This is a genomic window from Streptomyces sp. NPDC059373 (genome assembly GCF_042751495.1).
Taxonomy (GTDB): Bacteria; Actinomycetota; Actinomycetes; order Streptomycetales; family Streptomycetaceae; genus Actinacidiphila.
Genome location: NZ_JBHYXC010000027.1, coordinates 19,336 through 36,133 on the forward strand (window position 1 = coordinate 19,336; position 16,798 = coordinate 36,133).

The following is a 16,798-nucleotide window of genomic DNA, read 5'->3' on the forward strand; positions in this document are numbered from 1 at the left end:
GGCTCAGTGCGGTCGCGCTTCGGGAGGTCTATCTCAGTGTCCATCGAGCGCTGAGCCTATACGGACCGGCTTTGCGCCCCGACGGAGTGCGCGACTCAGTTGTCGCGCTTCTCCTTGATCTTGGCGGCCTTGCCGCGCAGCTCACGGAGGTAGTACAGCTTGGCGCGACGGACGTCACCGCGGGTCACGACCTCGATCTTCTCGAAGATCGGGCTGTTCACCGGGAAGGTGCGCTCGACGCCGACGCTGAAGGAGACCTTGCGGACCGTGAAGGTCTCGCGGACGCCCGAGCCCTGGCGGCGGATGACGACGCCCTTGAACTGCTGCACACGAGAGCGGTTGCCCTCGATGACGCGGACGTGGACGTTCACGGTGTCGCCGGGGCGGAACGCCGGAATGTCGGTGCGCACCGAGGCGGCGTCGACGGAGTCGAGCAGGTGAGACATGATGGTCTGCTTTCTTCACCGATGCCACAGGTCATCGGCGGAATCTCGGAATGGTTTGCGGGAGCCGCACCACCGGGCGGACGTCGTTCCCCCTGTGGCAGGGGCGCACGCCGGACGGACAGCAGCGGCCTATTCTTCCACGGCCTGCGCGGCTCGCCCAAATCGGCCGTCCGCCAGCCCCGCCCAGCCCAGCTCGGCGAGCAGTTTGCGGTCGTGCTTGTCGAGCGTCGCCGGGTCGCAACGCTCGATCAGATCCGGCCGGTTGGCGGTGGTGCGGCGGAAGGCCTCGTCGCGCCGCCAGCGGGCGACCCTGCCGTGGTGACCGCTGAGCAGCACCTCGGGGACCTCGCGGTCCCGCCAGACCGGGGGCTTGGTGTAGACGGGTCCTTCGAGCAGGTCGGCCATGGCGCCGGGGGCGAAGGAGTCGTCGCGGTGCGACTCGGCGTTGCCCAGGACGCCGGGCAGCAGGCGGGCCACCGCCTCGACGATGACCAGGACCGGGGCCTCGCCGCCGGCCAGGACGTAGTCGCCGATGGAGACCTCGCGTACGTCCAGGCGCTCGCCGTACGCGTCGATGACCCGGCGGTCGATGCCCTCGTAACGGGCCGGGGTGAAGATCAGCCAGGGCCGTTCGGACAGCTCGACCGCCAGCTCCTGGGTGAAGGGCACCCCGCTGGGCGTGGGCACCACGAGCACGGGCCGCGCGTCGGCCTCGCCGCCCTCCCCCGACTCCAGCACGGCGTCCAGCGCCTCGCCCCACGGCTCGGGCTTCATGACCATGCCGGGGCCGCCGCCGTAAGGGGTGTCGTCCACGGTGTTGTGCTTGTCGTGGGCCCAGTCGCGCAGGTCGTGGACGCGTACGTCCAGCTGGCCGCGCTGCCGTGCCTTGCCGACCAGCGAGACGTTCAGCGGTTCGAGGTACTCGGGGAAGATCGTGACGACGTCGATCCGCATGGCTACTCTGCCTCGCCGGCCTTGCCGGCCCCGCCCGGCTCGTCGTCGAGCAGGCCCGGAGGCGGGGCGATGACCGCCCGCTGCTCCTCCAGGTCGATCTCCGGGACGATCTCCTCCACGAAGGGGATCATGACCTCGCTGCCGTCGGGGCGCTTGACGATCAGCAGGTCCTGGTAGGGCAGATGCGTGATCTCGGTGATCCGGCCGACCTCGGTGCCGTCGACGGTGACCACGTCGAGGTCCATCAGCTGGTGGTCGTAGAACTCCTCGGGATCCTCGGGCAGCTCCTCCGGGTCAACGTCGGCGATGAGCAGCACATTGCGCAGCGCCTCGGCGGCGTTGCGCTCCTTGACGCCCTCGAAGCGCAGCAGCAGCCGGCCGCTGTGCACCCGGCCCGTCTCGATGGTGAGCGGGCCGGCCGACGCCGGGTCCGTGGCCAGTACGGCGCCCGGGCCGAGCCGCAGCTCCGGCTCGTCGGTGCGCACCTCCACCGTGACCTCGCCCTTGATGCCGTGGGCGCGGCCGATCCTGCCGACTACCAGCTGCACTGCGGTTCTCCTGTTTGCTCTACGGAATACGGCACGGGCCGGGGACGGCCACATGAGCCGTACCCCGGCCCGTGCCGGTGCTTCGTACCTGTCTAGCGAACCTCGTCCACGTCGACCAGGTCGACGCGGACACCACGGCCGCCGAGTGCGCCCACGACAGTACGCAGGGCGCGGGCGGTGCGGCCGTTGCGGCCGATCACCTTACCGAGGTCCTCGGGGTGAACCCGGACCTCCAGTACCCGCCCGCGACGCAGGGTGCGCTCGGCCACCTGCACGTCGTCGGGGTTGTCGACGATGCCCTTGACCAGGTGCTCAAGGACCTCCTCAAGCACGCTCAGGCCTCGGTCGACTCGGCCGAGGCCTCGGCCTCAGCGGGCTTCTCGGACTTCTTCGCCTTGGGGGTGATGGCCTCACCCTTCGGACCGTCGCCCGCGGCGGAGGTCGCGGCCTCGAAGAGGGCGCGGTGGTCGGCCTTGGGCTCGGCGACAAGCAGCGGCGCGGGGGCCTCGAGGCCCTTGTACTTCTGCCAGTCACCGGTGAGCTTGAGAATCGCGAGCACGGGCTCGGTCGGCTGTGCGCCGACACCCAGCCAGTACTGCGCACGCTCCGAGTCGACCTCGATGCGCGACGGGTTCTGCACCGGGTGGTACAGGCCGATCTCCTCGATGGCCCGGCCGTCACGGCGGGTACGGGAGTCGGCGACGACGATGCGGTAGTGAGGCGAACGGATCTTGCCCAGACGCTTCAGCTTGATCTTGACTGCCACTGGAGTGGGGTCTCCTGGTCTTGACGTGTTTGGACGTGACGGAGCACCACGTGGGGTTGTGGTTCCCGAACGTCCGATGGACGCGTCAGCCGAAGGAGAGAGGGGTCCTGTACGACTGCCGAGTGCTCAGCTGACCATTCTGCCATACGGCGGGCACACTGCCGTACGCCCCGTACGCACGTCCTTGCCGTACAACAGGGCCGTCCAGCAGAAAGCCGGCCGCTCACGCCACCGCCGCGGCCTCCGGGATACGGAACGGGGTGCCGCACGCACCGCAGACGATCGGCGCCTGCGCGAGCACGGACGGTACGACCCGGACGTTACGCCCGCAGTCGCACACCGCCTTCACGCGTACGCCGCCGCCGGACGAGCCGTGCCGGGCCGCCGGACCGCGGAAGCTGCGGGCGGTGTCGGAGGCGGTCGCCACGGTGTGGGCCTTGAGGGCGCGCTGGAGTCTGTCGATAGTGGCTCGATAGCGCCTCTTCGTGTCGGGGCGCAGCTGGACCAACGAGAAGCCGCTGCTGGGATGCGGCTCCTCGGAATGGTCCAGTCCGAGCTCGTCGGCGATCGCCAGGAAGCGTCGGTTGTGGTAACGGCCGGCGCGCGAGGTGTCACGGATGCCGCGGGCGGCGGCGACTCCGTGCACGGCCTCGTGCAGCAGCCGTTCAAAGGAGAGCTCGGTGCCGCAGGCGGACGAGGACTCTCCGATCAGGGACTCTGGGGCGGCCAGATCCGGCAGTTCGGGGTGGTGCCGTTGAATGTCGGCCCACGCGACTGCAAGCTCGGCGGCGAGAACTGGTGGTGTCGTGCTCACGTCGTGACAACGAGCCGGGACCGCTCGGTGTTCCGATTCCGGGGCATCCCAAATAATTTGCACTCATGGGTCAGTTCTGAGTGATTCCCATGACTGAGGGCGGGTGCGGAGAACAGGGGAGAACCCGCGCACCCGCCCCTAAGCCGGGACGTACTACCGATTACGTACGTCGGTTTTCGGTCACCCTGCCCAACGGGCAGTCCATGGGCCGTCAGTATGCCCGCGCGACGATCGCGACGGTACCCGGCGCGTCGTCCGAGAGCGGCACCGAACCGTCCTCGGCCACCAGGCAGCGTACGGAGACGCCCTGCTCGGCGAGCTTGGCCTCACCCTCCGGGCCCAGGTCGGCCCACGGGATGCGGCCCCAGCCGGTGACGGCGGCCTCGGCGGCCTCCTCGATCGTCGCCACGTCGACGGTGCGGGACTCACGGCGCTCCCGCGACTCGCGCAGCAGCGTGGCCTGGTCCTCCTCGAGGACCGCCGGGAGGAGGGCCTCCAGCGCGTCGAGGGACACCGGCTCCTTGCCACCGGGGATCCGGCGGGCGAGCATCGCGGTGCCGTTCTCGAGGTCGCGCGGGCCGATCTCGACCCGTACGGGCACGCCCTTGAGCTCCCAGTCCACGGCCCGGCGGCCGAACGGGGTGTCGGTGCGGTCGTCCACCTGGACCCGGATGCCGGCCGCCTTGAGCCTCGCGCCGATCTCGCGGACCTTCGCGATGACCGCGTCGTCGCCCTTGATCGCCAGCACGACGACCTGGACGGGTGCCATGCGCGGCGGGACGCGCAGACCGCTGTCGTCGCCGTGCGACATGATCAGGCCGCCGACCATGCGGGTCGACGTACCCCACGAGGTCTGCCAGACCAGCTCCTGCTTGCCCTCGCCGGACAGGTAGGAGGTGTTGAAGGCCTTGGCGAAGTTCGTACCCAGCTCGTGGCTGGTACCCATCTGCAGGGCCTTGCCGTCGCCCATCATCCCTTCGAGGGTGAGGGTGTTGATCGCGCCGGCGAAGCGTTCCCGGGCGGTCTTGCGGCCGAGGACCACATCGACGGCGAGGTAGTTGATCATGAAGTCGCCGTAGACCTCACGGTGGATCATGTCGGCGTAGGCGCGCGCTTCCTCGTACGTCGCGTGCGCGGTGTGGCCCTCCTGCCAGAGGAACTCCGTCGTGCGCAGGAAGATCCGCGGCCGCATCTCCCAACGGACCACGTTCGCCCACTGGTTGATCAGCAGCGGCAGGTCACGATAGCTCTGCACCCACTTCGAGAAGTACTCGTTGATGATCGTCTCGGAGGTGGGGCGTACGACGACCGGCTCCTCCAGCCCCTTGCCACCGCCGTGCGTGACCACCGCCAGCTCGGGGGCGAAGCCCTCGACGTGCTCGGCCTCCCTGGTCAGGTACGACTGCGGGATGAAGAGCGGGAAGTAGGCGTTCTGCGCGCCCGCGTCCTTGATGCGCGCGTCCATCTCCTGCTGCATCCGCTCCCAGAGCGAGTACCCGTACGGTCGGATGACCATGGTGCCGCGCACCGGCCCGTTGTCGGCCAGCTCGGCCTTGTTGATCAGGTCCTGGTACCAGCGCGGGAAATCGGTCGCCTGGGGGGTGAGTACGGGAGCCTTTGCCATGGCGCAGATGGTACGGCGAGGCGACTGCGAAACGTGAATCGGCGTATGAGCAGGGAGTGATCGGAGCGTATACGGGGCGCACACAAGCAACCGCCCCAAACCTCTGGACTCCGGGCCGGAAGGGGAGTTGTCTGGCTTTCGGGGACATGCACTGCGCACGTACGTATCACGGGGGTTGGACGGCAAGCTGCGAATCGGACTCGGCGGATTGGGGCTGCTCGATGACACCTACGCTCGCACGCTCACGCAGTACCAGTACCAAGGCCCGTGACTGGGCCGAGATCCAGGAGCGCATGCTCGTTCCGCTCTACGATGCCGTGTACGACCGCCTCGGTGTCGGCCCCGGTACGCGACTGCTGGGCCTGCGGAGCGGTTCGGGGCTGGCCCTGCTGATGGCGGCGGCCAGGGGTGCGGCGGTCACCGGCTGCGAGCCGGACGAACAACGGCTGGCCCTGGCCCGGGAGCGGCTGCTGCCCGAGCCGCAGTGGGGCGCGGCGGCGCGCGGGCGGGCCTGGCCGGCTGCCCGGCTGCTGTTGGGCGGCCCCGAGCGGCTGCCCGCCACCGCCGGGCCGTTCACGGTGGTCACCGCCCTCGACCCGGCCGCCAAGTCGGCTGTCCTCGCCCCCGCTCTCGCGGCCGCAGCCCGCCTCGCCGAGCGCGGCGCCCCCGTGGTCCTCGCCGGCTGGGGCCCGTCCGAACGCTGCGCCACCCACCGCGTCCTCCGCGTCGCCGCCCGCCTCGCCGAGCCCCGCGGCCCCGCCGGGCGCCTGCGGCTCAGCGGCCGCGACGACCTCGAGGAGCTGGCCCTCGGCGCCGGGCTGCGGCCCGACGGCTCGGGACGCGTGTCCTGCCCCTTCGGCTACGCCGACATGGACAGCGCGGTCCGCGGCATGATCTCCACCGGGCTCTTCGACGACGCCGTCGCCGCGACCGATCAGGAGCAGGTCGAGAAGGAACTCGCCGAGGCCCTCCACCCCTTCCGCCGCCCGGACGGCGCGGTCCGGATGGACAACGTCTTCCGCTATCTGATCGCCCGCGCGTAAATCCGTCACCCGCGCGTAGATCCGTCAGACGTCCGGCTTCGCCAGCCGCGGGATACCCGCGGCGGCGTACGCCTCGGCCTCTTCCAGGGTCTCCGCCGCGAGCAGGGCGGTGGCGAGCGCGTCGAGCTGCTCCCGGTGCGTGTCGAGGAGCCGTTGTGCGGTGCCGTAGCACTCGTCGACGATGCGCCGCATCTCGCTGTCGACGACGTCGAGCGTCGCGGGTGCGGCGGAGAGGCCGTAGGGCTGCTGGGGGTCGTTGGGGATGGCGCTGATGGGGCCGACCCTCTCGCTCATGCCCCAGCGGCCGACCATGCCGCGGACCAGGTTGGTGACCTGTTCGAGGTCGTTCTCGGCGCCGGTCGTGATGACGCCGAAGACGATGTGCTCGGCGGCCATGCCGCCCAGGGCGCCGATGATGCGGCCGCGCAGGTACTCCTCGGTGTAGGCGTAGCGGTCGGAGTCGGGCGTGGAGAGGGTGACGCCGAGGGCGCGTCCGCGTGGGACGATGGTGATCTTGCGGACGGGGTCGGCGCCGGGCTGGAGCATGCCGAGGAGGGCGTGGCCGGACTCGTGGTAGGCAGTGCGCTTGCGCTCCTCCGGTGGGATGACCAGCGGGCGCTCGGCGCCGAGTTGTACCTTCTCCAGGGCATCGGAGAGCTCGCTCTGGCCGACGGCCTTCCTGCCGCGCTTGACGGCGAGGAGGGCGGCCTCGTTGGCGAGGTTGGCGAGGTCGGCACCGGTCATGCCGGGCGTGCTGCGGGCGACCCGGGTGAGGTCGACGCCCTTCTCCAGCGGGACCTCGCGGGTGTGGATACGGAGGATCGCCTCACGCCCGGGCCGGTCGGGCGGGCTGACGTGGACCGTACGGTCGAAGCGGCCGGGCCGCGTGAGAGCCGGGTCGAGGACGTCCGGCCGGTTGGTGGCGGCGATGACGACGACGCCTTCGGAGCCGGAGAAGCCGTCCATCTCGGTCAGGATCTGATTCAGCGTCTGTTCTCGCTCGTCGTGGCCGCCCAGGCCCCCGGCGGCGCCGCGCGCCCGCCCGATGGTGTCGATCTCGTCGATGAAGATGATCGCGGGGGCGACCTTCCGCGCCTCGGCGAACAGTTCGCGTACCCTCCCCGCACCCACGCCCACGATCATCTCGATGAACTCGGACGCCGAGGCCGAGAAGAACGGCACGTCCGCCTCACCCGCGACCGCCCGGGCCAGCAGCGTCTTGCCGGTGCCGGGCGGCCCGGCCAGCAGCACCCCGCGCGGCATGCGCGCGCCGAGCGCCCGGTAGGCCTCGGGTCGCTTGAGGAAGTCGACGACCTCGCTGAGTTCCGCCTCGACCTCGTCGATACCGGCGACGTCCTCGAAGGTGGTGCGTTTGCCCTCCTCGGGGACGACCGGCTTCGGTGGCGCCTTCCGGCCGAAGCCGCCGAGGCCACCGCCCATTCCGCCGGCCAGGGACTTGCTCACCCGACGCCCGATGAAGATCCACAGCGCCACGAGCAGCAGCACCGGCGCGAGCGAGATCAGCAGGTTGTAGAGGAAGCTGCGCTGCTGGACCACCGGTTGGGCGATGACGGTGACCTTGTTCTTGGTCAGCGTGGCCCACAGGTTGTCGTCGGCGAAGACCGGCCGCTGGGTCTTGAACTTGGTGTACTTCCCCTGGCCGTCACTCTTGGGGACGGTCTGCTCCTTCCTGAGCACGCCCTCGATCGCGTCGCCCTTGGAGTAGACCTTCGAGATGTTGTTCGCCTGGAGCTGCCTCTCGAACTCCGTGTACGACACCGTCGGCGTATTGGCACCGGAGAACAGCGACAGCACCAGGTCCGTGATCAGGAAGACCGCGAGCGCGGTGAGGATCATGGCGCCCCAGCCGCCCAGCCTGCGGCGCGGCGGGGTGGGCGGTCTCGGCGGCGCGCCCTCCGACCGCCACGGATCGTGGGGCTGCTGCCGGGGCGGCACGGAATTGCTCATAAGCGAACAATACGGACACCTGTCGGGGCGCCGCCCCGGAACGTAGGCCGTCAGGGCCTCCGGTCAGGGCCTGCGGTCACAGGACCGTCACAGGCCCGGCCAGTCCTCGACGGTGAGCGCGAACCGCTCGTGGTCCCGCCACGCGTCGTTCAGGAAGAGGAAGCGCGGCGAGAAGCCCTCGTGCCGGAAGCCGAGCCGCTTCGCCAGCGCGATGGACCGCTCGTTCTCCGGCTGCACGTTGATCTCCAGCCGGTGCAGCCCCAGGCCCTCCCGGGCGTCGGCGAAGCACCGGTCGACGACCAGCCGCATGCCCTCGCTCATCCGGCCGGTCCCGGCGTACGGAAGGTAGCTGTCGTAGCCGAGCGTGGCGTTGCGGAACCGGCCGCGCGCGATGTTGGCGACGTTGCACTTCCCGACGATCCCGCCGCTCTCGCCGTCGATGATCAGGAACGTACGCAACCCCAGCCCCTGCTGCCGCAGCAGCTCGTGGAAACCGTCCGGGTCGACGGGATTCCAGCGCCCGATGTGCTCGGCGGAGCGGATGACGGCTTCCGCGTAGGCGGCGGCGTCGGCGGGACGCGGCTCGCGGATCGTGACTCGCATGGGCTCATTGTCGTTCATGAACCACCCCGCGGGCCGCCGACTTGGAAGTTGCCGATCCGCTACTGGGGCGGCAGCAGGTCCTTGAACTCCGGCGGCAGCTCGAAGTTGTCCGCTCCGCCGCCGGCCGGGAGACCGAACGCGCCGCCGGCCTGCTGCTCGCGGCGGGTGGCGGCGGCCTGCTCCTCGGCCTTGCGCTTCATCGGGTTGCCCGACTTCCGCTTGCCCTTGGCCTGCTTGACCTGCTTCTTCTGACGGGCACCGCCGCCGCCCATGCCGGGGATCCCCGGCATGCCGGGCATGCCGCCGCCTTGGGCCATACGGGACATCATCTTGCGGGCCTCGAAGAAGCGCTCGACCAGGCTCTTGACCGCACTGACGTCGACGCCCGAGCCGCGGGCGACGCGGGCCCGGCGGGAGCCGTTGATGATCGTCGGGTCCTGGCGCTCGGCCGGGGTCATCGACTTGATGATCGCGGCGGTGCGGTCCACGTCCCGCTCGTCGAGGTTGGCGATCTGGTCCTTGATCTGGCCCATGCCGGGCATCATGCCGAGCAGCTTGGAGATGGAGCCCATCTTGCGGACCTGCTCCATCTGCTGGAGGAAGTCGTCGAGGGTGAACTCCTTCGGCCCCTTCGCCAGCTTCTCGGCCATCTTCTGGGCCTCGGCCTGGCTGAAGGTCTGCTCGGCCTTCTCGATCAGGGTGAGCATGTCGCCCATGCCGAGGATGCGGGACGCCATGCGGTCCGGGTGGAACGCGTCGAAGTCGTCCAGCTTCTCGCCGTTGGAGGCGAACATGACCTGCTTGCCGGTGACGTGCGCGACCGACAGCGCGGCACCGCCTCGCGCGTCGCCGTCCAGCTTGGACAGGACCACGCCGTCGAAGCCGACGCCGTCGCGGAACGCCTCGGCGGTGTTGACCGCGTCCTGGCCGACCATCGCGTCGACGACGAAGAGGATCTCGTCCGGGCTGACCGCGTCCCGGATGTCGGCGGCCTGCTGCATCATGTCGGCGTCGATGCCGAGCCGGCCGGCAGTGTCGACGATGACCACGTCGTGCAGCTTGCTCTTGGCGAACTCGATCGACTCCCTGGCGACCTTCACCGGGTCGCCGACGCCGTTGCCCGGCTCCGGCGCGAAGACCGCGACCCCGGCGCGCTCGGCGACGACCGACAGCTGGTTGACGGCGTTCGGGCGCTGGAGGTCGGCCGCGACCAGCAGCGGGGTGTGGCCCTGCCCCTTGAGCCACAGGCCGAGCTTTCCGGCCAGCGTCGTCTTACCGGCGCCCTGGAGACCCGCGAGCATGATGACGGTCGGCGGCTGCTTGGCGAAGCGCAGGCGGCGGGTCTCGCCACCGAGGATGCCGACCAGCTCCTCGTTGACGATCTTGATGACCTGCTGCGCGGGGTTCAGCGCCTGGGAGACCTCGGCGCCGGCCGCCCGGTCCTTGACCTGCTTGATGAACGCGCGGACCACCGGCAGTGCGACGTCCGCCTCCAGCAACGCGATACGGATCTCGCGCGCGGTGGCGTCGATGTCCGCCTCGGAGAGGCGGCCCTTGCCCCGGAGGTTCTTGAAAGTCGCTGCAAGGCGGTCGGAGAGGGTATCGAACACGTCGGTCGCGGATCCTCGTGTCGGGGGCGGGTGGTCGTCCTCAAGGGTATCCGGGCATGCAGGTGTATCCCACCCACCCGTCCACCCGGGTCAGCGCAGCGCGCGCTCGACCTCCCGGGCGACCTCGGCCGCCCGTACGTCGGTGAGGGGAGAGCCGTCGCTGCCGGTGACGTAGAAGGCGTCCACGGCGTTGGCGCCCAGGGTGCTGATGCGGGCGGAGCGAACGTTGAGGCCGGTGATCTCCAGGGCCCGGCCGATGCGGTGCAGGAGCCCCGGCGCGTCCTGGGCGCGGATCTCGATGACGGTGGCGGAATCGGACGAGCCGGGGGCGACCGTGACGCGGGGCGGAGGCGCGGTGACGCCCCGGCGGCGCGGATACGCGGATTCGCGTTCGGCCAGGCGGGCCTCGATGTCGAGGGTGCCGGCGAAGGCACGGTCGAAGTCGACCCGCAGGCGGGCGGCCTCGGGGAGGGAGCCGTACTCGGCGGCGACGCGCCAGCGCAGCAGCGTGACCGAGCCCTCCCCGATCGGGTCGACCGAGCGGAGGTCCGCGGCGCGGACGGTGAGCCGGTGCAGGGCGAGGACCCCGGCGGCCTCGGCCAGCAGGCCCGGCCGGTCGCGAACGGCGAGCAGCAGCTCGACGCCGACCTGTTCCGGTGCCTCGGACTCGGCGTCCGGGTCGGGCTCGGTGTGCGCGTGCAGGGCCAGCACCGGGCCGCCGGTGCGGGCGGCCTCCACGGCGAGACGTTCCTCCTCGGCGGTGGGCTCGGGGGTGATCGGCTCGGGGACGGCGCCGTTGGCGAGGACCTCGGCGACGCGTTTGGCCAGGTCGGAGACGAGCGAGGCCCGCCACGCACTCCAGGCGGCAGGCCCGGTGGCCAGGGCGTCCGCCTCGGTGAGGGCGTGCAGCAGTTCCAGGGTCTCGGTGTCCCGTACGGCGTCGGCGACGACCTGCACGGTCGCCGGGTCGTCCAGGTCGCGCCGGGTGGCGGTGTCGATGAGCAGCAGATGGTGCCGTACGAGCAGCGCCAGAGTGTCGACGTCGGCGCGGCCGAAGCCCAGGCGGGCGGCGACGTCGCGGGCGATGACCTCACCGGCCACCGAGTGGTCGCCGGGCCAGCCCTTGCCGATGTCGTGCAGCAGAGCGGCGATCAGCAGCAGGTCGGGGCGGCCGACACGACGGGTCAATGCCGAGGCGCGCACCGCGCACTCCACCAGGTGCCGGTCCACGGTCCAGATGTGTACGGCGTTGCGCTGGGGCCGGCAGCGCACCCGCTCCCAGTCGGGCAGCAGCCGGGTGATCAGGCCCTCGGCCTCCAGCGCCTCCCACACCGGCACGGTGGACTCCCCCGCGCCCAGCAGGGTGAGCAGCTGCTCGCGGGCCTCGGCCGGCCACGGCACCGGCAGCGGACGGGCGGCCTGGGCCAGGCGCCGTACGGTGTGCAGGGACAGCGGCAGCCCGGTCTGGGCGGCCGCGGCGGCGGCGCGCAGCGGCAGCACCGGGTCGCGGTCGGGCCGGGCGGAGCGGGCCAGCACGGCTTCGCCCTCGTGCTCGACCACACCGTCGGCGAGCGGGGTGCGCTCCTCGGGCGTGGCGGCGGCCTCGGTCCGGCCGAGCCCCAGCAGACCGCGCCGCTTCGGCCGCATCTCGCGGGAGCGCAGCACACGGCCGACCTCGCGCCAGGTGACGTCGGAGGCGTACGAGACGGTGCGCGCGGCTTCGTATACCTGCCGCAGCAGGGCATCGGCGTCCAGCAGGCCGAGCGCGGTGGCGACCTGGTCCTGCTCCTGGAGGGCGAGCCGGTCGGTGGCGCGGCCGGTGACCAGGTGGAGGGCGTCGCGGGCGTCGAGGAGCCGCGTACGGGCATCCTCCAGGCCTTCGCGGGGCGCGTCGGCGAGCCAGGACGCGGCGACGGCGCGCAGGGCGGTGGCGTCGCGCAGGCCGCCCCGGGCCTCCTTGAGGTCGGGTTCGAGGAGGTATGCCAACTCGCCCTGGCGTTCGGCGCGTTCGAGGCACATCTCGTGCAGCGCGGGCAGCCGCTTGGGAGCCTGGTTGCGCCAGTCGGCGAGGATCGCGGTGCGCAGGCCGGCGGTGAGCGCGGCGTCGCCGGCGATGTGCCGGGCGTCGAGCAGGCCGAGCTGGACCTTGAGGTCCTCGGCGGCGGTCTTGCGGGCCTCGACGGGGGTGCGTACGGAATGGTCGAGGGCGAGGCCGAGGTCCCAGACCGGGTACCAGACCTTGTCGGCCAGGGACGCCACCGGGCCGGCCTTCTCGGAGCCGTCGTGGAGCAGCAGCAGGTCCAGGTCGCTGCGTGGGGAGAGTTCGCCTCTGCCGTAGCCGCCGACGGCGACGAGCGCGTATCCGGCGACCCCGGCCTCGGCGGCCGCGCCGTGGGTGAGGGCGGCGAGCCAGCGGTCGGTGAGTTCCGCGAGGGCCTTACGCCGCGGCGGCCCGGACTGCTCTTCCTCGTTGAGGAGGTGCAACCGGGCCGCCGCGTAGCCTGCGGGGTCGTTCTCGTCGTTGGCTTTCGCTTCGACGCTTTCCGTCACGCTGTCTCCAGACGCAGGCTGTGCTTCGTACTTCTGTTACGTCCCGTGCTTCTTCGGTCCAAGTGTGAGGCGCGGCCGGGGAATTACCGGCCGCGCCTCGCGGTCTCAGAGGGCGTCGGGTCCGCGCTCGCCGGTCCGGACCCGGACCGCCGTCTCGACCGGGATCGACCAGACCTTGCCGTCACCGATCTTGCCGGTGCGGGCGGCCTTGACGACGACCTCGATCAGCTGCTCGGCGTCGGTGTCCTCGACCAGGACCTCGATCCGGATCTTCGGTACGAGGTCCACGGTGTACTCGGCACCGCGGTAGACCTCGGTGTGACCGCGCTGACGGCCGTAGCCGCTGGCCTCGGTGACCGTGAGGCCCTGTACGCCGAAGGCCTGCAGGGCCTCCTTGATCTCGTCCAGCCGGTGCGGCTTCACAACCGCGGTGATGAGCTTCACGCGTCCACCTTCTTCGTCTCGCTGCTGCCGTCCAGAGCGGAGGCGATCGCCCGGGCCGCGCCGCCGACACCCGCGAAGTCGTACGCCGTCTCGGCGTGCTCGACCTGGTCGATGCCCGCGACCTCGTCGTCCTCGCTCACGGTGAATCCGATCACCAGGTCAATGAGCTTGGCAAGGATGGCCGAGACGATCAGCGAGTAGAACAGGACCACGCTGACGCCGACGAGCTGCTTGACGAGCTGCGCACCGCCGCCGCCGTAGAACAGGCCCTTGGCGGTCTGGCCGACGCCGCCGGTGGCGAAGAAGCCGATCAGCAGGGAGCCGACGATGCCGCCGACCATGTGGACGCCGACGACGTCGAGCGAGTCGTCGTAGCCGAACTTGTACTTCAGGCCGACCGCCGCCGCGCAGAGCACACCGGCGATGACGCCGACCGCGATGGCGCCGAGCGGGCTGACCGAGCCACAGGCCGGGGTGATGGCGACCAGACCGGCGACCGCGCCGGAAGCGGCGCCCAGGGTGGTGAAGGAGCCGTGCTTGAGCTTCTCGTACGCCAGCCAGCCGATGACGGCGGCGGACGTGGCGACCTGCGTGTTGGTGAACGCGATACCGGACACGCCGTCCGCGGCCACCCACGAGCCGGCGTTGAAGCCGAACCAGCCGAACCACAGCAGACCGGCGCCGAGCATGACCAGCGGAAGGCTGTGCGGCCGGAACGGGTCCTTCTTGAAGCCGACGCGCTTTCGGATGACGAGGATCGCGCCGAGCGCGGCGGCACCGGCGTTGATGTGGACCGCCGTACCACCGGCGAAGTCGATCACGCCGTACTTGAACAGCCAGCCGTCGGAGGCCCAGACCCAGTGGGCGACCGGGAAGTAGACGACCGTGACCCACAGGGAGATGTAGACCGACCAGGCGACGAACTTCACGCGGTCCGCGAGCGCGCCGCTGATCAGTGCCGGGGTGATGATCGCGAACATCAGCTGGAAGACGGCGAAGACATAGGTCGGGACGCCGTTCGCCCAGACCTCGGTCTTGCCGATGCCCCGCATGCCGAGCCAGTCGAAGCCGCCGAGGAGGCCGCTTCCGCTGTCGAAGGCGATGCTGAAGCCGTAGAGCGTCCACAGAATCGTGACGATGGCGATCGCGATAAAGCTCATCATCAGCATGTTCAGGGCGCTCTTGACCCGGACCATGCCGCCATAGAAGAAGGCGAGACCAGGGGTCATCACCAGCACCAGCGCGGCGCTGATCAGCATGAACGCCGTATTGCCGGTATCGATCTTGGGGGCTTCCGCGGCAAGCGTCAGGATGCCTGCTGCCATCGGCGTCTCCTCGTCGTCTCGTCATCCGAACGGCCCGTGCGGGGTGTTTGAAACGGTGGGCCGGTTTTGGCCATGAGATTGCCTAAGCCGGGTTTCCGTCAGTGCCGCTCGATGTTTCCGTGCCGTGACGAAGAAGTCGTACGTGTTACGCCAAAGTGAATCGCCACCCCAGCGGTAGCGGCCGTGATTACTCTGTGACCCCTTTGGGACCCCGTGCATCCTGTATACGGGACCGGCCGCGGCAGTCACCCGGTTGACCTGGCATGGGGGAGCCGAGTCGGGCTGATCGGGGTGGCGGCCGCGGCCGGGGTCTTCCGGGTGGGTCTTTCCCGGGTCAGGCGGTCTCCGCGACCTCGGGCAGATGCGTGGCGAGGCGCTCGGTGAGCTGGGCCACGGCCGGCACCTCCCCGAAGTCGCGCAGGGCGGTGTCCGATGTCTTGCGGATGCGGGTGTTGACCCGCTCGGAGCGCACCTTCCGGGCGACCTCGATGGCCTGGATGGTCAGGTCCGCCGCCTGCTCCGGCTCGCGCTGCAGCAGGTGGACGGTGGCCATGCCGACCAGGTTGAGGGCGTACGCCCGCTGGTGCACCGGGTCGTTGCCGAAGAGCTCGACGGCCCGCTGCATGACGGGGTGGGCGAGCGAGGCGTACGTGGGGCTCCGGCCGGCCACGTACGCCAGGTCGCGGTAGGAGTGGGCGTTCTCCGCGTTGAGCTCGGCCTCGTTGAAGAAGCTGATCCAGTCGGGGTCCTCGACGGGCCGGGACTCGGTGTAGGCGTCCTCGGCCATCCGCACCGCCCGGTGGCACTTGCTGACCTGGCCCATGTTGGCGTACGCCCGGGCCTCCATCGCGTACAGCATCGCCTGGGTGGTGGAGGTGGCGCTGTCCCGGCTGCCGTACTGCGCGAGGTGGATGAGCTCCAGCGCGTCGTCGGGGCGGTTCAGGTGGATCATCTGGCGGCTCATGCTGGAGAGGATGAAGGCGCCCAGCGGCCGGTCGTCCGCCTCCTTGGCCGCGTGCAGGGCCAGCACGAAGTACTTCTGCGCGGTGGGTTGCAGCCCGATGTCGTACGACATCCAGCCGGCCAGTGCCGCGAGGTCGGCGGTGACCCGGTACAGGCGCCTGGCCACCCGCTGGGGGTGCGGCTCCTGGAGCAGGTCGGTCACCTCGTGCAGTTGGCCGACGACCGCCTTGCGGCGCAGGCCGCCGCCGCACTGGCTGTCCCACTGCCGGAACATCACGGTGGTGGTCTCCAGCAGTTCCAGCTCCGGATCGGACAGCCGCGCCACCCGGCCGCTCGGGCCGGCGTTCCGGGGCAGCGGCACCCCGGCCCCGGTGGCGTCGGGGAAGCCCAGGGGCGTCGGCACCAGCCAGCGCTGCATCGGCTCGACCAGGGCCGGTCCGGCGGACAGCATCAACGAGGCCCCGAGGAAGCCGCGGCGGCCGAGCATCAGGTCGCTGCGGGAGAACTCGTTGATCAGCTGGACCGTCTGCGGACCGGCCCACGGCAGGTCGACCCCCGACGAGGCGGTCGGCTGGTGCACCGAGCGCAGGCCCAGGTCCTCGACCGGCACCACACAGCCGAAGCGCTCGGAGAACAGCTCGGACAGGATTCTCGGGATCGGCTCACGCGGCTGCTCACCGTCCAGCCAGCGGCGCACCCGCGAGGTGTCGGTGCTGACGTGGAGGGCACCCATCTGGCGGGCCCGGCGGTTCACCTGGCGCGCCAACTCGCCCTTGGACCAGCCGCTGCGCACGAACCATGAGTTCAACTGCGCATTGGGCTGCTTGTCTTGTGTGCCGCCCACCGCAATGCCCCCATCCCGAGTACGTCCCGAGTCGCCCAACACCGTTGTCAACCAGAAGCGCTGTCAACGATAGAGCTTGATCATTTCCACGGCTCCGCGCTTGCCTCCGGCATACCCGGCTGCGGCGGCGGTTCCTGCGGCTTGTGCACTGAAAGTAATCCTACGATCACCCATCCGGCGACCCTCACTGCAGAATCGCCACCATTCGCCACCCCTTCGAATGAACTACTCCCCCGCCGCAGACGATTCACTTGACACATGCCGATCGCATCGGAGTCGGCAGTTCAGGAGCGGGC

At 70.5% G+C, this 16,798-nt stretch carries 15 protein-coding genes; 1 reads left to right on the plus strand and 14 read right to left on the minus strand.

The annotated features are described in order from the left end of the window. Positions 1-95: 95 nt before the first annotated feature. The 7 genes from rplS to proS form a co-directional block, all read right to left on the minus strand. Entirely contained in the window at positions 96-446 is a 351-nt protein-coding gene (gene rplS, locus ACFXJ5_RS28900; RefSeq protein ID WP_384637226.1) for a 50S ribosomal protein L19, read from the minus strand. Positions 447-575: 129 nt separating this feature from the next. After that, positions 576-1,400 (minus strand): tRNA (guanosine(37)-N1)-methyltransferase TrmD, encoded by an 825-nt coding sequence (gene trmD, locus ACFXJ5_RS28905; RefSeq protein WP_384637229.1) that lies wholly within the window; start codon positions 1,398-1,400, stop codon positions 576-578. 2 nt (positions 1,401-1,402) lie between these two features. Then, entirely contained in the window at positions 1,403-1,948 is a 546-nt protein-coding gene (rimM, locus tag ACFXJ5_RS28910) for a ribosome maturation factor RimM (protein ID WP_384637231.1), read from the minus strand. Positions 1,949-2,040: 92 nt separating this feature from the next. Then, positions 2,041-2,280, minus strand: coding sequence for an RNA-binding protein (locus ACFXJ5_RS28915; protein WP_384637234.1), 240 nt, complete (start codon positions 2,278-2,280; stop codon positions 2,041-2,043). 2 nt (positions 2,281-2,282) lie between these two features. After that, positions 2,283-2,714: a 30S ribosomal protein S16 gene (gene rpsP / locus ACFXJ5_RS28920; protein WP_384637237.1), complete on the minus strand. Its 432-nt coding sequence runs from the start codon at positions 2,712-2,714 to the stop codon at positions 2,283-2,285. A 223-nt stretch (positions 2,715-2,937) separates the two neighbouring features. Next, positions 2,938-3,528: a hypothetical protein gene (locus ACFXJ5_RS28925; protein ID WP_127360064.1), complete on the minus strand. Its 591-nt coding sequence runs from the start codon at positions 3,526-3,528 to the stop codon at positions 2,938-2,940. A 211-nt stretch (positions 3,529-3,739) separates the two neighbouring features. Then, entirely contained in the window at positions 3,740-5,152 is a 1,413-nt protein-coding gene (proS, locus tag ACFXJ5_RS28930) for a proline--tRNA ligase (protein WP_384637240.1), read from the minus strand. Between the two features lie 221 nt (positions 5,153-5,373). Between proS and ACFXJ5_RS28935 the strand changes: the two genes are divergently transcribed. Beyond that, positions 5,374-6,195, plus strand: a complete 822-nt coding sequence (locus tag ACFXJ5_RS28935; RefSeq protein ID WP_384637242.1) for a class I SAM-dependent methyltransferase — start codon at positions 5,374-5,376, stop codon at positions 6,193-6,195. A gap of 24 nt (positions 6,196-6,219) precedes the next feature. Here the strand turns inward: ACFXJ5_RS28935 and ftsH are convergent, their stop codons facing one another. The 7 genes from ftsH to nsdA form a co-directional block, all read right to left on the minus strand. Then, the gene (ftsH, locus tag ACFXJ5_RS28940; protein ID WP_384637245.1) at positions 6,220-8,163 is read right to left on the minus strand and encodes an ATP-dependent zinc metalloprotease FtsH; all 1,944 of its coding nucleotides are present in this window, start codon (positions 8,161-8,163) and stop codon (positions 6,220-6,222) included. Positions 8,164-8,250: 87 nt separating this feature from the next. Continuing rightward, entirely contained in the window at positions 8,251-8,766 is a 516-nt protein-coding gene (locus ACFXJ5_RS28945; RefSeq protein ID WP_384637248.1) for a GNAT family N-acetyltransferase, read from the minus strand. 59 nt (positions 8,767-8,825) lie between these two features. Next, positions 8,826-10,376: a signal recognition particle protein gene (ffh, locus tag ACFXJ5_RS28950; RefSeq protein WP_384637250.1), complete on the minus strand. Its 1,551-nt coding sequence runs from the start codon at positions 10,374-10,376 to the stop codon at positions 8,826-8,828. A 90-nt stretch (positions 10,377-10,466) separates the two neighbouring features. Beyond that, complete coding sequence (locus ACFXJ5_RS28955) at positions 10,467-12,926, minus strand: [protein-PII] uridylyltransferase (protein WP_384637252.1); 2,460 nt, start codon at positions 12,924-12,926, stop codon at positions 10,467-10,469. A gap of 105 nt (positions 12,927-13,031) precedes the next feature. Then, the gene (locus tag ACFXJ5_RS28960) at positions 13,032-13,370 is read right to left on the minus strand and encodes a P-II family nitrogen regulator (protein ID WP_384637255.1); all 339 of its coding nucleotides are present in this window, start codon (positions 13,368-13,370) and stop codon (positions 13,032-13,034) included. Beyond that, positions 13,367-14,695 (minus strand): ammonium transporter, encoded by a 1,329-nt coding sequence (locus ACFXJ5_RS28965; protein WP_384637258.1) that lies wholly within the window; start codon positions 14,693-14,695, stop codon positions 13,367-13,369. The genes ACFXJ5_RS28960 and ACFXJ5_RS28965 overlap by 4 nt, the downstream gene beginning before the upstream one ends. A gap of 334 nt (positions 14,696-15,029) precedes the next feature. Further along, the gene (gene nsdA / locus ACFXJ5_RS28970; protein WP_459253993.1) at positions 15,030-16,502 is read right to left on the minus strand and encodes a transcriptional repressor NsdA; all 1,473 of its coding nucleotides are present in this window, start codon (positions 16,500-16,502) and stop codon (positions 15,030-15,032) included. Positions 16,503-16,798 lie beyond the last annotated feature (296 nt).